The organism is Haladaptatus sp. CMAA 1909 (genome assembly GCF_043952005.1).
Lineage (GTDB): Archaea > Halobacteriota > Halobacteria > Halobacteriales > Haladaptataceae > Haladaptatus.
Genome location: NZ_JBIOAV010000001.1, coordinates 3,101,410 through 3,118,916, shown reverse-complemented (window position 1 = coordinate 3,118,916; position 17,507 = coordinate 3,101,410). Strand labels below are relative to the sequence as shown.

Sequence of the window (17,507 nt, the reverse complement as noted above, 5' to 3'; positions counted from 1 at the left end):
CCCTCTTCGAGGCAACAGTGTCTCTGGTTCCCGCTAGCAATCGGAAAAATCAGCCGTCGAAGTTCAGGCGTTCTCAACCTGCTTCAGCACGTCGGGAGCGCTCTCCAACGCTTCGTCCAGTTTGGCGACATCGGGGCCGCCACCTTGGGCGAAGTTAGGGTCGGGGCCGCCGCCGCCACCGCCGACGAGGGAGGCGAGTTCGCCGACGACGGCACCGGCGTTCACCGACGAATCGTCCGGGATAGCGACGACGAACTGCGCGCCGTCGGCACCGCTGCCGATGACGGCGATTTTCCCGTCCTCGGCCATCGCGTTGGCCGTGGCGCGCAGTTCCTCCATGTCCGTGTCGATGCGCTGGATGACGGCCGTCGTATCGCCGACTTCGATTTCCTCGCCGCCGCCCCCGCCGCTGGCGCGGGCCTCGGCGAGTTGCTCTTTGAGGTCCTCGATCTGTTTGCCTTGCGCCTTCCACTCCTCGAAGAAGCGTTCAGCCGTGTCGGGCACCTCGGCGGGCGAAACGGAGAGCGTATCGGCGGCGGTCCGGAGGTAGTCCTCGGTTTCCTGCGTCGCCTCGATGGCGGCGTCGCCGGCGGCGAAGGTGAGCCGTTCGACCCCGTCCTGCACGCGCTCGGTGTTCAGAAGCTTGATTGCGCCGACGTCACCCGTGCGGCGGACGTGAGTCCCGCCGCAGGCCTGCACGTCCTCGGCGACGTGGATGAGGCGGATGTTCGTCCCGCCGGGAATTCCGCCCTGATAGAGGTCGAAGCCGAACTCCTCTTCGGCTTCGTGGCGGTTGGGCCACTCCTGTTGGACCGTCGTGTTCTCCATGACGATTTCGTTCGCCAGCAGTTCGATCCGTTTGGCCGTCTCGCGGTCGATACGCTCGTAGTGGCGTACGTCGATGCGCGAACTGTCGGTTCCCTTCTGGGCACCGGCCTGTCGGATGTGGTCGCCGAGGACCTGTCGGGCCGCGTGGACCACGATGTGGGTCGCCGTGTGGTGACGCATCAGCCTACGGCGGCGCTGGGCGTCGATTTGTCCGCGAACGATGGACCCCTTGCCGACGGATTCGTCGGTGCGGTGGAGGACGACGCCGTTCTCGATTTGCGTGTCCGTGACCTGCACCGTCTTCTCGTCGGTCGAAAGCGACCCGTGGTCGCCGGGTTGGCCACCGCCTTCGGGGTAGAACATCGTCTGGTCGAGGACGACGTCGTAGCCCTCCTCGCGGTCGAACACGTCGAGGACGACGGCCTCGAAGTCGGTTCGATACTGGTCCTCGTAGTAGAGGCGTTCGGTCTTCGGCAGATCGATGAACCGGTCGTCCTCCGATTCCTCTTCTTCGAAGGCCTCGCCGCCGTCGTGGCGTTCGGCCACGAGGCTGTAGAAGTCGTCGGGGACGTCGACAGCGGTGCCAAACTCGTCGGCGATCTCCTCGACCATATCCGGTTGCAGGCCGTGGGAGTCGTACAACTCCACGAGCGTCTCGGTCGGAATGGGTTTGCCCTCCTCGGCGTGTTGTTTTGCGAGGCGACGAACGCGGCGGCCACCCTGTTCGAGCGTTTCACGGTACTTTTCGACCTCCGTCCGAACGATGTCGCGGATGGTGTCGCGGTTCTCGTAGCCCAGTCGCTCTGCCTGCATGTCCACGAGTTCGTCCAGCGGCGCATCGACACCGGCGGTGTCGGAGAGGCGCTTGGTCCGTCGGAGCACCATCCGGGCGAGGTATCCGGTCGCGACGTTGCTCGGAACGATGCCGTCGCCGAACATGTACGCGAGCGTCCGGCAGTGATCGGCGATGGCGTAAATCGCTTCGAGCGGTTCCAGCAGTTCGACGAGTTCCGCGGTCGAGACGCCGATTTTGTCCGCGATGTTGTCGCGGGCGGCCTCCATGTCCTCGGCCTCGTCGATGTCCATGTGCCCCGCGAGCTTCGAGGCGCGGTGAACGAGTTCCTCCTCCTCCTCGGTGTGTTCGATTCCCGCGTTCTCCTTGAGGAAGTCTATCATGTCGGGATAGACCGCCTCGTACACCGTCGGCGTCCCCTGGGACACCCACGTCCAGCGTTCGAGCCCGTAGCCGGTGTCCACGATGTACGTGTCCATCGGGCTGTAGCGGTTGCCGTCCTTCATCTCGTACTCGCCCTCCGGATCCTGTTCCATCGACATGAAGACGAGCGTGGCGAGTTCGACGCCCCGGTAGATGACTTCGATGGCGGGTCCGGCGTTGCCGCCGCCGACCCACGGGTCCTCGATATAGATCACTTCCTCGGGGTTCGCGCCCATCGACTCGAAGAACTCGTCGCAGTACGCGACCGTCTGGTCCTTCCAGTAAACCTCACCTTCGTACGCGTACTGCTCGGGGTCGTCGATGTCCTCCCGGGCGTTGAACGCGTGGTGGGCCATCATCTCGAAGGCCATCGTGTGCCGTCCGGTCTTCCCGACGTTGTCGATGTCCTGCATCCGAATGCAAGGCTGACTGATGGTCAGCGGATTGGCCGGCGGCGGCGTTTCGCCCGACGTCACCAACGGTTGGAAGTCGGCGATTGAGGCGATGGTGAGCAGCATATCGTCCCGCCAGCGGTTCGCCGCCACCGGATACGGGTCGATCCGCTGGTGGTCGTGGTCTTCGAAGAAGGACAGGAACGCTTCCCGCATCTCCGCCAGTGAGTACGTCTCGTCGAAACTCGGGTTGTCGATGAACCCGTACTCCTCGCAGGGCGGTTCCCCGCACGTCTCTCGGTCGTGGTCGCGCGTCCAGAAGTGTGCTCCACACTCGGAGCATTCCTTTCGCACGAAGCCGTTTTCCTCGAAATAATCGAGGCGATACTCCTCCTCAAGTTGGCTCATTCTTGGTAGTTTGTCACCCATCAGTGCGTAAAACAGTTCCGCAAGGACGTTCAGGCCGGGATACGTGGAAGAAGCGTCACCCGTGATTTGCGACGAGAAGCGACGATACCGAATCGAGCGGGAAACGAAGAGCGGAGAACGGAAAATGGGTCGGGAGTTAGAGCAACTCGCCGACGAACTCGAAAAGGAAAATGCCCGAATCCTCGCCGCCGAGCGTGTAACTTTCGAAGCGACGAACGGAGTAGAGATAGGAGAGCGGTGGCGCGACGACACCGAGGAGCACCGCGATGGCGCCGCCGATGAGTTTGACGGTCGGCGGCGAGATGATTATCGCGTATCCGAGAACGCCGGTGACGAACTCGAACATGCTGGAGACGGATGCCGCGGTTCCGGGCGTGATGGCCGTGACGGCACCGCCGTAGCCGAGGAGCACCGCGAGCGAGTAGGTCGCGAACGCCGTCTTGCTCGGCACGACGGCCGTCCGACTCTTGGTGACGTTGACCTCGCCGAACCGCGGGAACGTGGTTCCGATACCGATTGCGACGACGGCCCCCGCGAGTCCGAGGACGACGCTGAGCGCGGTCAGCGAGAGCCACCGTATCGGTTCGAGCGGGCTCAAGAAGCCGGTGAGCGCGGTGGCGAGGACGACGATGGGGAGACCGACGATGGTCACCGAGAGGACGTGTCCCACGACGAACTCCTTGCCGCGGATGCTCGAGGTGAGCGTCACCGGCAGCATGGCACCCTCGTCGCCGAGGGGATTGAGCGCCGCGCCGCCGATGGCCCACGCGCCGTATAGCGAAATGACGGCCGGGAGCGTCCTCGTGACGTATCCCACTTGGATGGCTTCCTGTATCGGCCCGGTGACCAAGAACACCGGATAGACGACGTAGAGGAGGCGAATCGGGGAGCGTTTCGTTCGCCGCCAGACGTTTGCGACCACGGAGCGCGTCGGTCGAGACGCGATACCCGCGAGGAAGTCCGCGTTCGACTCGCTGGATTCGTACTGTTTGTTCTCGGGTTGTACCCGGTCGCCGTACCAGAGTCGCGTCGCCAATCGAACGTCGAAGATGAACAGAATCGGCAACCCGACGGCGACGAGGCCGATCGCGCCGACGACCCGCACGAGCGACGGTGACGCGCCGGGAATCCCGAAGACGAGGAGGTCGCCGAACCACGCCGTCGGAGCGTTCTGGAGCAGTCCGGAGAGCGAAGTCATGACCGTTCCGAGCGTGTTGGACATGACCACGGCCATGTAGACGACGAACGCGAGGACCGCGAGGACGGATTTGTACTGGGCGAGGACTTCCGACCGTTCGAGGGCGAGTTTGATGAGCAGGCCGAGGATGTGGCCCGCGAGCAGGGCCGTCGCGAGCAACCCGAGGAGGGCGAAGACGATGGTGATGAGCGGAAGCGGCGTGCCGAGTGCGAGGCTCAACGCCGTCGTTATCGCCACCACGGGAATCAGCCCGATGGAAGCCACCCGCGAGAACTCCGCGCCGAGCAGGCCGCCGACCACGTCGCGTGCGGGAACGGTCGTCAACATGCCCGCCTCCTGGTCGATTCGACCGGTCTTTCCGACGACGCGCGAGGCTAGCATCACGGTGAGCATGAGCCACCAGACGGCGAGGCCGCCGCGTGCGACGTCTAGCAGCGGAAGGTCCGTCGTCGCGAGTTCCCCGCCGAACTTGTACGCGAAGTACGACCCGGCGACGGTGGGCACGCCCATGAAGATGAGAGCGAACAACCCGAACGCGAGCATCTGCACGGGCTTCTTGCCGATGGCGCGGACGCTCCGTCGATACTCCATGCGAGCGATTCGAGCGCTCCGGCCGGGGGTCCAGTTCATTGCTCCACCGGCGCCGCGGCGGGTTCTTCGCTCGTCACGTCGAGGAACACGTCTTCGAGCGTCTGTTCCTCCTCCGCGCGGTGGGTGAGTCGCTCCGGCGAATCCTCCGCGACGAGCGACCCGTCGTACAGCACGCCGACCGTATCCGCGAGTTCTTCTACGACGGGAAGGATGTGCGTCGAGAGGAAGACGGTCATGCCGTCGGCGGTGAGTTCCGAGATGAGTTCGCGCACGGTGCGGGCCGCGCGCGGGTCGAGGCCGGAGGTGGGTTCGTCCAAGAAGACGACCTCGGGTTCGTGGAGGATGGTCTGAATCAGGGCCGTCTTCTGTTTCATTCCCTTCGAGTAGGTGCCGACGCGCTCGTCCGCGTCTTCGAGGAGGTCGAATCGGTCGAGGAGGGCTTCGATTCGGTCGTCGGCCTCAACGTTTCGAAGCCCGGCGATGTACCGCAACTGCTCGTGAGCCGTGAGTTCGTCGTACAACGGCGGCTCCTCGGGCATGTAGCCGATGTGCGGGACGACGGCGTCCCGGTCGGCGATGGAGTGACCGGCGACGCGGGCGGTTCCGCTCGTCGGCGGCGTCAGCGTCGTCAGCATCCGCATCGTCGTGGTCTTCCCCGCGCCGTTCGGGCCGAGGAAGCCGTAGACGGACTCGGACGGGACGGTCAGTTGGAGGTTCGAGACGACCGCCGTGTCGTCGAAGCGCTTGGTCAACCCGTCGGTTTCGATGGCGGGCCTCATGGGTTCACCTCGGGTTGCGCTCGTTTACAGTGGAGAGCAAGACTCGTGGGGACTGTGTGCGCCATACTCGGGGGACTGTTCCGAGACGTAAAAAATCCGACTGAAATCATCAGACGAGTTTTTATTTTGTAAGTGATACGACAGCGGCGAAAGATTACTCACCGAGCGCCTTCTCGAAGACGGAGTACGGTTGTGCGCCCGTGATGCTCGTAGAGAGCGTCTCGCCCTCGAAGACGAAAAAGGACGGAACGCCCTCCACACCCGCCGCGGACGCCGCCCGTTGGTCCTTCGAGAGCGCTCCTTCGTACGCCTCGTTTTTCGCGTCGTCCACGACGGCCGCCGCGTCCACGTCGGTGTTCGATTCGAGGAAGGACTTCGTCTTCGACAGGACGTTCGACTCGGAGAAAGTGTCCTGTTCGGCGAAGTAGTGTTCTTTCAGCGTCCAGAACGCGGATTCGTTCCGAGCGTACGTCGCTTCGAGCGCTTCCGCGGCGGGCGCCCCCCACGGCTGAATCGGCGCGACGGCGAATCGCGAGACGAACGAGAGTTTCCCGGAATCGATGTAGTTCGACTCGATTTTCGGGAACGTGTCGCGCTCGAACCGTCCGCAATAGTGACACGACGGGTCCTCGAACGCGATCACGGTCCTGGCCGCCGTTCCGGGCTTCGGGCCGAGCGTGGGCTGATTTTTGATTCCTCGTGCGGCGGGGAAGTCGTCGAGGGTTTTCGAGTTCGAGTTCGTCGCGGTCGTCGTATCGTTACTGCCGCTGAGGCCGGCACAGCCCGACAGAAAGAGCGCGGTTCCAGCGAGGAGGGTTCGCCGTCGGAGGGTCATGCGGGGACGTAGTGAGCGACGACGAATTATCGTTCCGGTCAGTCGAGTGCCAGCGACGCCAGCATCGCTTCGAGTTGCACGCGCTCGTTCGCGCCTTCCGTGATGCGAAAGTCGGCCTCGCCGACGCGTTCGAGGACGCGAACCGCGTCGGCGTCGTCCAAGTCGAACTCCCAAATCGAGCGGTGGAGTTGGTCGATGATGTCCCCGCCGGCCATCCCGCGTTCGGTGAGGAGTTCGTCAAGGATGGACCGCGCGCGCGTGAAGTCGCCGTCGATGGCGTGTCTCACCATCTCCTTGATGTCCTCGGGGCGAGCGGTGCTCGTGATGACGAAGACGCTCTCCTCGTCCACCTGCTCGCCCATGACGGCGGCGGCTTGCAGGGCGTTGATGGCTTTGCGCATGTCGCCGTCGGCGGCGTAGACGAGCGCCTCGATGCCGTCGTCGGTGGTTTCGATTCCCTCCTCGTCGGCGACGTAGCGGACGTACTCGGCAACCGCGTCGTCGGGAATCGGGCCGAAGCGGAACACCGCACACCGCGACTGAATTGGATCGATGATCTTCGAGGAGTAGTTACACGACATGATGAACCGTGTCTTGTCCGAGAACTGTTCCATCGTCCGGCGGAGGGCGGCCTGCGCGTCGCTCGTCAGGGAGTCCGCCTCGTCCAGGAAGATGACTTGGAAGTCCACCGCGCCGGGGTCGTGGCGGGCGAAGTTCTTGATCTGGTCGCGCACCACGTCGATACCGCGCTCGTCGGAGGCGTTCAGTTCGAGGAAGTGACTCCGCCAGCTATCGCCGTACAACTCCTTGGCGATGGCGACCGCACAGGTCGTCTTCCCGATTCCGGCCTGCCCGGAGAACAGCAGGTTGGGCAGGTCGTTTCGCTCGATGTAGCTCTGTAGTCGAGCCGTGATGTCGTCGTGGCCCGCGACGTCGTCAAGGGTTTGGGGCCGGTACTTCTCGACCCAGATGGTTCCACGTCCGGGGACGGTTTCCGCGTCGGCCTCGCTCATGGTCCAGCAGAGGAACCTATCGTTCTTAAACTCCCCGAGACTCCGCGCTCGGAGGTTTCGGTTTCCCAGGCGAAATGGTGGAATTAGGCCGTCGATTCCGACGAACAACGCACGATTCTCCGACACAACGACTCAATTACTATTCGCCCAGATGCCGACGGATGGGCCATGCGCGCACACGTGAGTATCCTCTTGTTGGTGCTCTTGCTCGCCGTCGCGCCCGCGACGGCGGCGGCGGCGGAACAGACACGCACCGGCGGGTCTATCGTCGTCGGGCAGAGAGAAACGGTTCACGGGGGGCTCACCGCGACCGGCGGCACCGTCGTGATTCGCGGGACCGTGAACGGCGACCTGAACGCCTTCAGCGGGAACGTCCTCATCGACCAAGGCGGCACCGTCAACGGCGACGTGTCGGCGTTCGCCGGAAACGTCCGAATCGCCGGGACCGTCAACGGAAACGTGGACGCACAAACCGGGAACCTCGTCATCGCTCGGTCGGCCACCGTCGGGCGGTCGCTCGAAGGGTCGTCCGGGTACACGCTCATCGCTGGAACAGTCAACGGGAACGCCCGCGTGTCGAGCGAGACGCTCACGCTCGCCAACACGGCGAACGTCGGCGGCAACCTCGTCTACGATGCCGGGACGTTCAACCGGGAGCAAGGTGCGACCGTCGGCGGGACGGTTCGGCAGGATGAGTCGCTGAACAGCGCCGGTCCGGCGTCCGTGCCGAGCGTGCCGGGATGGGTCGGCGTGATTTACGGCTTCTTCGTGAACCTCCTGTTGGGCGTGCTGCTGTTGGCGGTGTTCCCGACCTTCTCCGACGGCGTGGCGGACAAGGGACGGGACAACCCGCTGTTCTCCATCGGCGTCGGCGTTCTCCTGCTCATACTCGTTCCCATCGTTCTCATCGTCTTCGCCGTGACGCTCATCGGAATCCCCATCTCCATTATCGGGGCGATCCTCTTCGCCGTCTTCCTCTGGGTCGCGGGCGTGTACGGGTCGTTCATCGTCGGCGTCTGGTTGCTCTCGCTCGCGGACAAGGGCAGTCGCTGGCTCGGCCTGCTGCTAGGCGTGTTCGTCATCTCGGTTCTCGACCGGATTCCCGTCGTCGGCGGCATCGTCCAGTTGGTCGTCCTCCTCTTGGGACTGGGCGCGCTGGCGATGGCGCTCCGGTCGCGGTACCGCGGACGCCGGAGTACGCCGGAGTACGCCGAAACGACGCGGGGGGGAACCGACGAGGAGACGCCGGCAGACTGAGGTACTGTTTCCGTCGCTTCGATACGCTGAAGGGTCGAGAACGGTAAGGCACGGCAATGAACGTAACCGTCGAGGTGGTCGGCGAGGGGAGCCACGAGTTCGACGTGGAGGACGAAACCTACGCCGACCTGGTGTCGGAGGTGGGGTTGAGTCCGCACGAGGTGTCCGTGATGGTAGACGGGCGGCCCGTGCCGGAGGACCAACCGGTCGACACGGACCACGTGAAAATCCTCCGACTCATCAAGGGCGGATGACCGTCCGCCCCGCGACCCCGACGGACCGCCTGACCGTGTTGCGAATCGTGAACGGTGCGATGCTCGAAATCGACGCGGACGAAGTCGAGGATAGGATCGAGACGGGAGACGTGCTGGTGGCCGAAGAAGACGGAAGGCTGCTCGGTGCGGCGGTGCTGGACGGCGAAAAGCAACCCACGCACATCGACGCAATCGCGGTGCTGGGGGCGCGACGGGGGCAGGGTATCGGGAGCGAACTCGTCGCCGCCGCCGTCGAACGCGAAGGCGTGTTGACCGCCGATTTCGCGCCACGGGTTCGGCCGTTCTACGAGTCGTTGGGGTTCGACATCGAGGTGATGGGGAAGGACGATGGGAAGGAAACGAACGGAGAAAAAGAAGGAGAGGAGGGTCGATTGTGGGGACGGTTGGATGACGAGGCGAGTCATCGTATCGACTCACACTCGACATCGAAATAATCGCGGTGAAACCCGGCGTCGAACGTGAGGAGAACGTCCGCCGTGGCGGCGTGTGCGCCGATGAGGAAGTCGGCGGCGATATGCTGGGGGGCAGTAACCGACGCGCCGCAGTCGGGACACGGGTAGGTCGTTCGATGGCCGCATTCGGAACACTGGAGTTCCTCACCGCGGCGTTCGAGGTACGTTCGAAACGCCTCACCGGCGTCGAAGACGGCTTCGCGGGGGGCATCTTCGATGACGACACCGATATCTGCGAGGAACGAATCGAGGTCCTGTGCGGAGTCGAAAAACGGGTCCGCAGCGAGTTCGGCGTAGACGATTGGAGTGACGAGAAGCGACCCGGCCTCGGCCGCGTTTCGGAGGAGCGTCGAGGCACGTCGGTTGTGTTCGTCGTTCGGATAGAGGAGCGCGAGCAACGCGCTCGTATCCACGACCGTCCTCGTCACGGGATATCCCCGCGGAGGTCACGCATCCGGTCCTCGACCGTCTCGTCGGTGTCCGCCACGCCGCGCCATTTCTCGAACCGATCCTCGTCTATCTCCTTTCTGATGACGTAGCCCTCGTCGGTCTCTTCGAAGGTGATTTCGTCGCCGGGTTGGAGGCCGAGCCGTTCGCGGATATCCACAGGAATCGTGACCTGCCCCTTAGTCGTCACGCGAGTCATACATCGCTAGAGGGAGTAATACATTGTAAGTATTACTTCGAGAGGAGGGTGAGAAACGAGGTTCGGGAGGGAAAACGGGGACGGTTCGAAAGCGAACACTGATACCGCGAGTTCGCCAACGACGACCATGGACGCGACGAAACGCCGCCGCCTCTCGCTCATCTGGATAGGGTTCTCGCTGGCGATGGCCTACTACGCGCTCGCCGACGGATTCGACGGGGCGACGGGCGAGTTGTTGAGCCTGTTGGTGGCGGTTTTCGGCATCGGATTGGCCGCGCTGTACTACTTCAATCCCGGCGAAGTACTGTCGTTCGGTTGAGAGGTGTGAAAGGACGGCTCTATAGCGATAACGTCTACAGGAATTCGGTTTCGGAACCCGTTTCGCGGTTCCGAAAACCTAGATTATCGGTTCGACCAGTTCCGTCCCGGCGGCGAGCAGGTCACTGACCCGCTCGTCGCTTTCCCCCTCGGCGTAGATTCGCATCTTCGGTTCGGTACCGCTCGGGCGGACGAGCAGCCACGACCCGTCGTCGAGGAGGATTTTGAAGCCGTCCTTCGTTACAACGTCGGCCACGTCGTGGCCCGCGACCTCGTCGGGCAGTTCGGCTTCGAGGTCCGAGAGGACGCGTTCCTTTTCGGCGTCCGGACAGTCGAGGCTGGTTTTGCTCTGGTGAATCTCGCCGAACTCGGCGAGCAGATCGTCCACCCGGTCGTCGAAGGGGCGTTCGTCCGCGATCGCGGCGGCGAGGAGCGCCATGAGGACGCCGTCCTTCTCGCGGATGTGGCCGCGAATCGTGAATCCGCCGCTCTCCTCGCCGCCGACGAGCGCGTCGTGCTCCGCGATGGCCTGTGCGACCCACTTGAACCCGACCGGCGTTTCGTGAACTTCCTCGCCGTGCGCGTCGGCGATACGGTCGATGAGGAACGTGGTCGAGACGGTTCGAATCGCCGACCCCGATTCGTCTTCGAGGAGGTACTCGTACAGCGCGGCGAAAAAGAGGTTCTCGTCCAAGAAGCCGCGGTCCGGGGTGGCGATGGCGATTCGGTCGGCGTCGCCGTCGTTCGCGATGCCGATGTCGGCGTCGCCGTCCTCGACCGCTGCGATGAGTTCTTGCAGGTTCTCCTCGCTCGGTTCCGGCGACGACCCGCCGAACTCGGGGTCACGCTCACAGCGGAGACGGTCGACGTTCGCACCGGCCTCTTCGAGGAGTTCGTCGGTGACGCCGCGGCCGCTTCCGTGCATGGCGTCGTAGACGACGGAGAGGTCCTGGAAGTCGGCGTCCACGAGATCGAAGGCGTGGTCGGCGTACGGGGAGACGAAGTCTTCCTCGCTGACCCGGCCATGTTCCGATTCCGGCAGCGGGTCGGGTTCGGCGAGACGGGCCATGATTTCGTCGGTCACTTCGGGGAGGGCGGGCGCACCGTCCGATGGTATGAACTTCACGCCGTTGTATTCAGGCGGGTTGTGCGAGGCAGTTATCATCAATCCGCCCGCGAGGTCGCGGTCCACGAGCGTCCACGCGAGAATCGGCGTCGGCGTGTCGCGTTCGGGGATGAGCACGTCGAACCCGTTCGCGGCGAGGACGCGACAGAGGTCTTCTGCAAAGCCGCGCGACGTTTCGCGGGCGTCGTAACTGATTGCGACCGTCTCTCCCGCCCGGTCTTCGACTTCGCGGAGGTAGTCGGAAACCGCTTGGCCTACGATATGCACCCGCGGCGACGTGAACTCGTCGAGGGTCGCTCGCCAGCCGTCGGTTCCGAACGAAATCGGCGTATCCATACATCGTTCGTCATCGCCGGGGTCGAAAAAACCACCGTGTGCGACCGTCGCACAGAAGGTGGCAAGAGTCCAACCAAAGTGCGTTTTCGGGAACGACTTTGCACTCACGACCCGTTCTTCGATCCACGTGGTATCGGCAGAAAAGATATCGTCTTCAGCGGGTTGTCGTGAGATGAGACAGTTCAGGCAAAGGTAACGACTTCCGGAATGGAGCAATCCCGTTAAACGTACTCGGCCCCAACGAGGTCAATAATGCAAACCAAACCGACAGTCGTCGCGGTATGCGGCAGTATGCGCGACGGAAGTCACACGCGAACGGCGTTGAAACACGTTCTCGATGCGGCCGAAGAAGCGGGGGCCGAGACGGAACTCATCGACGTTCGAAAGTACGACCTCCCCGTTTTCGACCCGGACGAGGAGGAACCGGAAGCGGCGGTGGAAATCAAACGGAAGATTCGAAACGCGGATTCGGTCATCATCGGCAGTCCGGTCTACCACGGGTCGTACTCCGCCGCCTTCCGCAACGTCCACGACTACTGTAGCTTCGACGAGTTCGAGGACACCACCGTCGGCCTCCTCGCCGTCGCCGGCGGCGGGTCCTACGGAAGCACGCTCGACCACATGCGAATCACGGTTCGGGGCGTCCACGGATGGGTACTCCCGCACCAAGTCGGGATTCGCAAGGCCTACGAGCAGTTCGAGGACGGCGAGTTCGTGGACGGGGATTTGGAGGAGCGGGTGCGAAAACTCGGAACGCAGGCGGTCAAGTACGCCTTCCTCGACCCCGACGTCACGTCGTCGGAAGCGGACGAAGCCGAGGCGGAAGCGGCGGCGGACGACTGAAACCGGTGTCGAAAACGCTCAGTCGATGAGGCGTTCCTTTTCCGCGCGGCGAAGCTGTTTGATCTCGTATTCGCGGGACATGGCCGCGGACTTCGAGTCGAATCGCTCCGTGTAGCACAACGTGACGGGTGTTCTACCGCGAGTGTATTTCGCTCCGTCTCCCGCGTCGTGTTCGGCCACCCGGCGGGTAACGTCTGTCGTGTATCCGGTGTAAAAAGTGCCGTCACTGCATTCGACGACGTAGACCCAGTGTTCGGTCACACCTGACAGGCTTCGCGTGGTTCGTCTTTGTCCTGTCGGTTCCGCCCCTTCAGCCACAGTCGGCGATACTCATTGCGCTCGCTCCCGTGCCACTTCGGCGATACCGGCGTTCGCCGAACAGGCGGGGCAAGCGCGGATGTAACCGGATTCGTCAGCGAAGACGCGCGCAAATCGTTCGGACACGTGCGCGCCACAGTGGTCACAGTTTGGCATGCTGTCAGCCGACGATTGCCTCGTCGGCATCCGGTTCTTCGGGGTGAATACATAAATATGCTTTCCAGAATCCGACCCAAATTCGTGAATAGTCAAGATTTGTTTTGTGAATTCAGAACAACCTGTTGTTCTGGTATCCTTCGATCGCATATCAAAATATTCCGTTCGAGAATCCAAAAGTCGGTTTCGAACCCCTCGATTTCCACTGGAGAGTAGCGGCGATTCAGTGGCCGTCCCGCGTCTTCTCGCCCGCCGGAATCAGCACGGAGAGCCAGTTCTCCTCGGGCGGAAGCGGACACGAGAACGTCTCGCTGTAGGCACAGAAGGGGGAGTACGCGAGGTTGAAGTCCACGACGACTTCCTCGCCGTCGGTCAGGTCACGGTCGGGGTGGAGTTCGAGATAGCGCCCGTTCTCGTAGCTCTGTTGGCCCGTCGTCTTGTCCCGGAACGGAACGAACAGCGAGTCTTGGCCCTCCTGCTGATACGCCGCGAGCGAGACCTCCTCGCCGTTCACCTCGAAGTGAAGCGTCACGGTTCGCAGGTAGCGCTGTGACGGCCCCGCCGTCGTTTCGAGTTCGACCGGTTCCGGGTCGTCGTGTGCCTCCACCGTCGCCGTCACGCGATACTCCGCGTCCGGGTCGAAGTACGACAGGCCGTCGAACTCCTCGCGCTCCCCCGGCGGGATGGGTGACTGCGGGTGACTGCCGAAGAAATCGTCCTTCTCCTCGCGGGTGGCGAGGAGTTCGTCGCGCCAGTCGGCCTCCGTGGTCTCGAAGTCGGTCATACAGTGGCGTACTTGCTCACGGCGGGTAAACGCTCCGTCCTCGGTTAGCCGCGCGGGAACAGAGCGGGTACAAACATCAAATCTCCACAAAGAATTTACCGGAGAGCACGAACCGGGGGATACGTATGTGAAATCCACTCGGACTCCTCCTCGTCCTCTTCGGTATCGCACAAGCCGCAAAACCGTACGGATTCGCGCGATTTCAGGAACAGATGGACGCCATCGGAAGCAAACGACGCTCATCGGAAGTCGAACCGGCGGAATGGAAAGTACTGTGGACGCGGGTGATGGGCGTCATCTTCACCGTCATCGGGGCCGGCCTACTTCTCGGCTAAGGTCGTCGCGCACTATCCGCGCCCACCGATTCACCCTTTTCCCGCCATCACTTCCGCCGCGTGCCTAGGTTTAAATATCGAGACGGGACCACCTCAGGTCAACAGCCCTAAGCAGGGGGGAGACGGAGACAGAATGATGCCGGACTGGCGGACGATATTCGGACACGACGCCCCATACGACGAGCAGCGGGACGGTATCGAGACGGCCATCGAAACCGCCCGCGACGACGGCTTCACCGTCATCGAAGGTGCCTGTGGGACTGGCAAGACCATGCTGGCGCTGACGGCGGGACTGGACCTCGTCCGCGACCCGGACAGCCAGTACGAACGCGTGTTCGTCCTCACGAGCGTCAAACAGCAACTCCGCCAGTTCGAAACCGACCTGAAGACCATCAACGCGAACCTCCCCGACGACTGGAAACCCATCTCCGCGATGACCCTCGTCGGAAAGGCCGACGTGTGCCCCTACAGCAGGGAGAACGCGGGGAACATCGACGATGGGAACGTCTACGATCGCTGTGAGGGCCTCCGGGAACGCACCCGCGACCTGACCGGCGAGGGCGGCGCGGTGACGGCCCAGAACCTCGCGTCCCAAGCCCGAGGTCAACAGACGGGATTGGCAGACTCGGGAAAACAACGAAGCGGCGCGTCCTTCCTCGAAACGGCGGACGAACCGACGCCGTATCCGCCGCACATGCCCGAGTACAACGACGTGGAGTACTGTCCGTTCTACGCGCAGTTCTTGGACGACATGCCGGAGGACGGCGACCCCATCGAGGCCGTTCCCTTCGATTTCGAGAGCATGGGCCTCATCGAACCCGCGGACCTCGTCGCCAACTCCGTCCAGTGGGGGACCTGCCCGCACTCGATGATGGGCGCGCTGCTCGGCCACGTCGAAGTCGTCGTGGGCAACTACTACCACGCCTTCGACCCGGTGACGACGGCGACGTTCACGGGCGCGCTCGTGGACGATTCCACCTTCCTCGTCTGCGACGAAGCGCACATGCTGGAACCGCGCGTCCGCGATCTCGTGAGCCAGTCGGTCGGCGATTCGACGCTCCGGGATGCCGAGTCCGAACTGACGCGCGTCATCCAACCAGTCAAGTTCGACGACCGGGACGCGAAACAGACCACCGCAGACGCGGAACTCGTCCGAACGGAACTCGAAGACGCGAACGTCACGCTCCGCGAGTTGGAGGACACGCGGGACTTCATCCGCGATTTGCGCGACGAACTCGACCGGCGCGTGACGGCGCATCTGGAGCGCGAACATCGCGGCTGGAAGGCGAACCTCACCGACCTACCGGACGAGGAGATACCGCTCCGCGACCCGACCGTCCCCCAACCGGACGAGATTTCGAAGTGGGCGGAAGAAGCGGGATACGACGGCGGGACGTGGGCACGTGCGGAGGCGGTCGGAGCAATCGTCGCTCGAATCCTCAACGAGGCCGACGAGGAGGACAGCGAACGGGCCGCGCTTCCGGCGGGTCGCGCCCTCGGCGAGTGGTATCGCAACGACCACGAGGAGTACTTCCGCGAAATCATTCTCGAACGAACGTGGAACGACCGCGAACCGAACGACTCGTGGCGACGGGCGTACAACGCCCAGCTCGCCATGCAGAACTGCGTCCCGAGCGACGCCATCGGCGAGCAACTCGGGGAGTTCGGCGGCGGCATTTTGATGAGCGCGACGCTGGAACCGCTCGAAATCTTCGAGGAGGTGTCCGGCCTCGGACATCTCGAAAACGACGGTAGACCGGTCGTTGAGCGGACCTACGGGCTGAATTTCCCCGAGTCGAACCGCGAGAGCTTCGCGGTGGACGCGCCGAAATTCACGTACGACAACCGGGGTGCGCCGGGCGACGAGACGTCAGCGCGACAGGTGTACGCGGACGCGATTCGGGACGTGGCGCGCTCGCCGGGCAACGTCCTCGTCGGCATGCCGAACTACGCCGAGGCGACGTGGGCCGCCGAACACCTGCGGAGCGTCGTGGACAAACCGGTGTTGTTGGACGAGAGTAGCGCGGACGAGGCGACGGAGAACTTGAAAGACGAGTTCTTCGACGGCGAGGCGAAGGTGCTCGTGACGAGCCTTCGCGGAACGCTGACGGAGGGCGTCGATTATCGCGGAGACCGACTCCGCGCCGCCGTCGTCTGCGGAGTCCCCATCATCAACACCGCGAGTCCGCGGACGCGTGCCGTGCGAACCGCCTACGAGCGGAAGTTCGGCGACGGCTTCACCTACGCGCTGACCGTCCCGGCGGTCAGGAAGGCCCGACAGGCGCTCGGCAGGGTTATCCGTGGGTCGGACGAACGGGGGATTCGCGTGTTGGTCGACAGTCGCTACGCCCGTGACTCGTGGGACAGCGTTCGCGAGTTCTTCCCGGAGACGGAGCGCGAGGAGTTCCAACCGGTCAGCCCGGACATGCTCTCGTTCGGCTTGGACCGGTTCTGGGACGGCGGCTAAGCGAGAATAACGACCGTTTCGAGCGTATAGGTTCGAATTGTCGGCACGAACGGTGTGCGCGCTTTTTGCGTCGAGGAAGTGTTCCACGTCCGGAGGAACATATGACAGGATCACCCAAATCACAGCGCCGAACGCTGCTGAAAGCGGCGGGCGGGTTGACGGGACTCGGCGTTCTCGGGCGATTGACGACTGCACAGAACACCAGCGATTCGGGGACGTACACGACGAACCAAGTCGAAACGTCGAACGCGTCGAGTACCACGGACCAGTCGAATCAGTCCGGTGGGAACGGGGGACAGGAAAATCGACGGAACATCATCCTCGGCGCACGGGTCGGCCATTGGCTCGGGTTGGCTCCGAGAGCCATCGAAGGGGGGCGTAACCCGACGCTCGGATTTCTCCCCACCGAGCGGTACAAAGTCACCTGGATAAATCTCGACGGAGAGGAACACGAGTTCCAGATCATCGGCCAGAAAAACGGCGAGAACGGGCAGGTACTCTATCGGACCGGGTCGTCGTCGACACAGGGAGAAACCCGGTCGTTCACCTTCAAGCCGACCGACCGAATTCGACGGTACCGCTGTCGGTATCACCCCGAGAGCATGAACGGAAACATCGACAGGTCCGGACAGTTCGGTGGCGGCGGAACGTTCACCGGAACCTCTGGTGGAACGGGAACGACGCAAGGAACGTACGACACAGGAACCTCGGGCGGAACGTACAACACGCGGACGACGGCAGGAACGTACGACGGAGGAACCACCAATCGGAGAACGACCGAGGGAACGTACGATACCGGAACCAGTGGAACGTACAACACCCGAACGACGGATACCACGAACAGATAGCGCAAAACGAGAGACCTTCGATTTTCGCGGGAGTTGTCGGTTTTAATTGATTCGCACATTCATTT

The 17,507-nt window shown here is 63.2% G+C and carries 19 protein-coding genes; 8 read left to right on the top strand and 11 right to left on the bottom strand.

Annotated elements, in window-relative coordinates; translation table 11 throughout:
• Window positions 1-63: 63 nt before the first annotated feature.
• The 5 genes from alaS to ACGYLY_RS16795 all read right to left on the bottom strand — a co-directional run bounded on the left by alaS (window position 64) and on the right by ACGYLY_RS16795 (window position 7,281).
• Window positions 64-2,844, bottom strand: coding sequence for an alanine--tRNA ligase (gene alaS, locus ACGYLY_RS16815; protein ID WP_395283255.1), 2,781 nt, complete (start codon window positions 2,842-2,844; stop codon window positions 64-66).
• Between the two features lie 157 nt (window positions 2,845-3,001).
• Window positions 3,002-4,693, bottom strand: coding sequence for a hypothetical protein (locus ACGYLY_RS16810; protein ID WP_395283253.1), 1,692 nt, complete (start codon window positions 4,691-4,693; stop codon window positions 3,002-3,004).
• Window positions 4,690-5,433, bottom strand: coding sequence for an ABC transporter ATP-binding protein (locus tag ACGYLY_RS16805; protein WP_231185869.1), 744 nt, complete (start codon window positions 5,431-5,433; stop codon window positions 4,690-4,692). The genes ACGYLY_RS16810 and ACGYLY_RS16805 overlap by 4 nt, the downstream gene beginning before the upstream one ends.
• A 154-nt stretch (window positions 5,434-5,587) precedes the next feature.
• A complete protein-coding gene (locus ACGYLY_RS16800) occupies window positions 5,588-6,268 on the bottom strand; it encodes a thioredoxin domain-containing protein (protein ID WP_395283252.1) in 681 nt (226 codons plus the stop codon).
• 38 nt (window positions 6,269-6,306) lie between these two features.
• A complete protein-coding gene (locus ACGYLY_RS16795) occupies window positions 6,307-7,281 on the bottom strand; it encodes a replication factor C small subunit (protein ID WP_395283251.1) in 975 nt (324 codons plus the stop codon).
• A gap of 168 nt (window positions 7,282-7,449) precedes the next feature.
• On the opposite strand from ACGYLY_RS16795, the gene ACGYLY_RS16790 reads away from it, so the two are divergent.
• From ACGYLY_RS16790 to ACGYLY_RS16780, 3 genes are read left to right on the top strand one after another with little or no spacing between them, the layout of a single operon-like run.
• Window positions 7,450-8,538 carry a polymer-forming cytoskeletal protein gene (locus ACGYLY_RS16790; protein ID WP_395283249.1) on the top strand — a complete coding sequence of 363 codons (1,089 nt, stop codon included), beginning with the start codon at window positions 7,450-7,452 and terminating at the stop codon, window positions 8,536-8,538.
• A 56-nt stretch (window positions 8,539-8,594) separates the two neighbouring features.
• Window positions 8,595-8,792, top strand: coding sequence for a ubiquitin-like small modifier protein 2 (locus tag ACGYLY_RS16785; protein ID WP_395283248.1), 198 nt, complete (start codon window positions 8,595-8,597; stop codon window positions 8,790-8,792).
• Entirely contained in the window at window positions 8,789-9,247 is a 459-nt protein-coding gene (locus ACGYLY_RS16780; RefSeq protein ID WP_395283247.1) for a GNAT family N-acetyltransferase, read from the top strand. The genes ACGYLY_RS16785 and ACGYLY_RS16780 overlap by 4 nt, the downstream gene beginning before the upstream one ends.
• On the opposite strand, the gene ACGYLY_RS16775 is transcribed toward ACGYLY_RS16780, so the two are convergent.
• Together ACGYLY_RS16775 and ACGYLY_RS16770 are read right to left on the bottom strand one after the other, a co-directional pair.
• Window positions 9,214-9,693 (bottom strand): nucleotide-binding protein, encoded by a 480-nt coding sequence (locus ACGYLY_RS16775; RefSeq protein ID WP_395283245.1) that lies wholly within the window; start codon window positions 9,691-9,693, stop codon window positions 9,214-9,216. The genes ACGYLY_RS16780 and ACGYLY_RS16775 overlap by 34 nt on opposite strands.
• Window positions 9,690-9,911: an AbrB/MazE/SpoVT family DNA-binding domain-containing protein gene (locus ACGYLY_RS16770; RefSeq protein WP_395283243.1), complete on the bottom strand. Its 222-nt coding sequence runs from the start codon at window positions 9,909-9,911 to the stop codon at window positions 9,690-9,692. The genes ACGYLY_RS16775 and ACGYLY_RS16770 overlap by 4 nt, the downstream gene beginning before the upstream one ends.
• A gap of 127 nt (window positions 9,912-10,038) precedes the next feature.
• On the opposite strand from ACGYLY_RS16770, the gene ACGYLY_RS16765 reads away from it, so the two are divergent.
• The gene (locus ACGYLY_RS16765; protein ID WP_395283242.1) at window positions 10,039-10,230 is read left to right on the top strand and encodes a hypothetical protein; all 192 of its coding nucleotides are present in this window, start codon (window positions 10,039-10,041) and stop codon (window positions 10,228-10,230) included.
• Between the two features lie 78 nt (window positions 10,231-10,308).
• On the opposite strand, the gene ACGYLY_RS16760 is transcribed toward ACGYLY_RS16765, so the two are convergent.
• Entirely contained in the window at window positions 10,309-11,691 is a 1,383-nt protein-coding gene (locus ACGYLY_RS16760) for a phosphoglucomutase/phosphomannomutase family protein (RefSeq protein ID WP_395284173.1), read from the bottom strand.
• 252 nt (window positions 11,692-11,943) lie between these two features.
• Between ACGYLY_RS16760 and ACGYLY_RS16755 the strand changes: the two genes are divergently transcribed.
• The gene (locus ACGYLY_RS16755) at window positions 11,944-12,534 is read left to right on the top strand and encodes an NADPH-dependent FMN reductase (RefSeq protein ID WP_395283240.1); all 591 of its coding nucleotides are present in this window, start codon (window positions 11,944-11,946) and stop codon (window positions 12,532-12,534) included.
• Window positions 12,535-12,552: 18 nt separating this feature from the next.
• Here ACGYLY_RS16755 and ACGYLY_RS16750 read toward each other — a convergent pair whose 3' ends face one another.
• The 3 genes from ACGYLY_RS16750 to ACGYLY_RS16740 form a co-directional block, all read right to left on the bottom strand.
• Window positions 12,553-12,795, bottom strand: a complete 243-nt coding sequence (locus tag ACGYLY_RS16750) for a GIY-YIG nuclease family protein (protein WP_231185889.1) — start codon at window positions 12,793-12,795, stop codon at window positions 12,553-12,555.
• A gap of 69 nt (window positions 12,796-12,864) precedes the next feature.
• The gene (locus ACGYLY_RS16745; protein WP_395284196.1) at window positions 12,865-13,038 is read right to left on the bottom strand and encodes a hypothetical protein; all 174 of its coding nucleotides are present in this window, start codon (window positions 13,036-13,038) and stop codon (window positions 12,865-12,867) included.
• A 193-nt stretch (window positions 13,039-13,231) separates the two neighbouring features.
• Window positions 13,232-13,792 carry a DUF1684 domain-containing protein gene (locus tag ACGYLY_RS16740; RefSeq protein WP_395283238.1) on the bottom strand — a complete coding sequence of 187 codons (561 nt, stop codon included), beginning with the start codon at window positions 13,790-13,792 and terminating at the stop codon, window positions 13,232-13,234.
• A 212-nt stretch (window positions 13,793-14,004) separates the two neighbouring features.
• On the opposite strand from ACGYLY_RS16740, the gene ACGYLY_RS16735 reads away from it, so the two are divergent.
• The 3 genes from ACGYLY_RS16735 to ACGYLY_RS16725 all read left to right on the top strand — a co-directional run bounded on the left by ACGYLY_RS16735 (window position 14,005) and on the right by ACGYLY_RS16725 (window position 17,442).
• The gene (locus ACGYLY_RS16735) at window positions 14,005-14,127 is read left to right on the top strand and encodes a hypothetical protein (RefSeq protein ID WP_395283237.1); all 123 of its coding nucleotides are present in this window, start codon (window positions 14,005-14,007) and stop codon (window positions 14,125-14,127) included.
• 133 nt (window positions 14,128-14,260) lie between these two features.
• On the top strand, window positions 14,261-16,594 hold the full coding sequence (locus tag ACGYLY_RS16730) for an ATP-dependent DNA helicase (RefSeq protein ID WP_395283235.1): 2,334 nt from the start codon (window positions 14,261-14,263) through the stop codon (window positions 16,592-16,594).
• 101 nt (window positions 16,595-16,695) lie between these two features.
• Complete coding sequence (locus tag ACGYLY_RS16725; protein WP_395283234.1) at window positions 16,696-17,442, top strand: hypothetical protein; 747 nt, start codon at window positions 16,696-16,698, stop codon at window positions 17,440-17,442.
• Window positions 17,443-17,507 lie beyond the last annotated feature (65 nt).

Excerpts from the sequence above, each read along its gene's own strand:
- alaS (WP_395283255.1), bottom strand. The coding sequence starts at position 2,844 with ATGAGCCAACTTGAGGAGGAGTATCGCCTCGATTATTTCGAGGAAAAC.
- ACGYLY_RS16810 (WP_395283253.1), bottom strand. The coding sequence starts at position 4,693 with ATGAACTGGACCCCCGGCCGGAGCGCTCGAATCGCTCGCATGGAGTAT.
- ACGYLY_RS16805 (WP_231185869.1), bottom strand. The coding sequence starts at position 5,433 with ATGAGGCCCGCCATCGAAACCGACGGGTTGACCAAGCGCTTCGACGAC.
- ACGYLY_RS16800 (WP_395283252.1), bottom strand. The coding sequence starts at position 6,268 with ATGACCCTCCGACGGCGAACCCTCCTCGCTGGAACCGCGCTCTTTCTG.
- ACGYLY_RS16795 (WP_395283251.1), bottom strand. The coding sequence starts at position 7,281 with ATGAGCGAGGCCGACGCGGAAACCGTCCCCGGACGTGGAACCATCTGG.
- ACGYLY_RS16790 (WP_395283249.1), top strand. The coding sequence starts at position 7,450 with ATGCGCGCACACGTGAGTATCCTCTTGTTGGTGCTCTTGCTCGCCGTC.
- ACGYLY_RS16785 (WP_395283248.1), top strand. The coding sequence starts at position 8,595 with ATGAACGTAACCGTCGAGGTGGTCGGCGAGGGGAGCCACGAGTTCGAC.
- ACGYLY_RS16780 (WP_395283247.1), top strand. The coding sequence starts at position 8,789 with ATGACCGTCCGCCCCGCGACCCCGACGGACCGCCTGACCGTGTTGCGA.
- ACGYLY_RS16770 (WP_395283243.1), bottom strand. The coding sequence starts at position 9,911 with ATGACTCGCGTGACGACTAAGGGGCAGGTCACGATTCCTGTGGATATC.
- ACGYLY_RS16765 (WP_395283242.1), top strand. The coding sequence starts at position 10,039 with ATGGACGCGACGAAACGCCGCCGCCTCTCGCTCATCTGGATAGGGTTC.
- ACGYLY_RS16760 (WP_395284173.1), bottom strand. The coding sequence starts at position 11,691 with ATGGATACGCCGATTTCGTTCGGAACCGACGGCTGGCGAGCGACCCTC.
- ACGYLY_RS16755 (WP_395283240.1), top strand. The coding sequence starts at position 11,944 with ATGCAAACCAAACCGACAGTCGTCGCGGTATGCGGCAGTATGCGCGAC.
- ACGYLY_RS16745 (WP_395284196.1), bottom strand. The coding sequence starts at position 13,038 with ATGCCGACGAGGCAATCGTCGGCTGACAGCATGCCAAACTGTGACCAC.
- ACGYLY_RS16740 (WP_395283238.1), bottom strand. The coding sequence starts at position 13,792 with ATGACCGACTTCGAGACCACGGAGGCCGACTGGCGCGACGAACTCCTC.
- ACGYLY_RS16735 (WP_395283237.1), top strand. The coding sequence starts at position 14,005 with ATGGACGCCATCGGAAGCAAACGACGCTCATCGGAAGTCGAACCGGCG.
- ACGYLY_RS16730 (WP_395283235.1), top strand. The coding sequence starts at position 14,261 with ATGATGCCGGACTGGCGGACGATATTCGGACACGACGCCCCATACGAC.
- ACGYLY_RS16725 (WP_395283234.1), top strand. The coding sequence starts at position 16,696 with ATGACAGGATCACCCAAATCACAGCGCCGAACGCTGCTGAAAGCGGCG.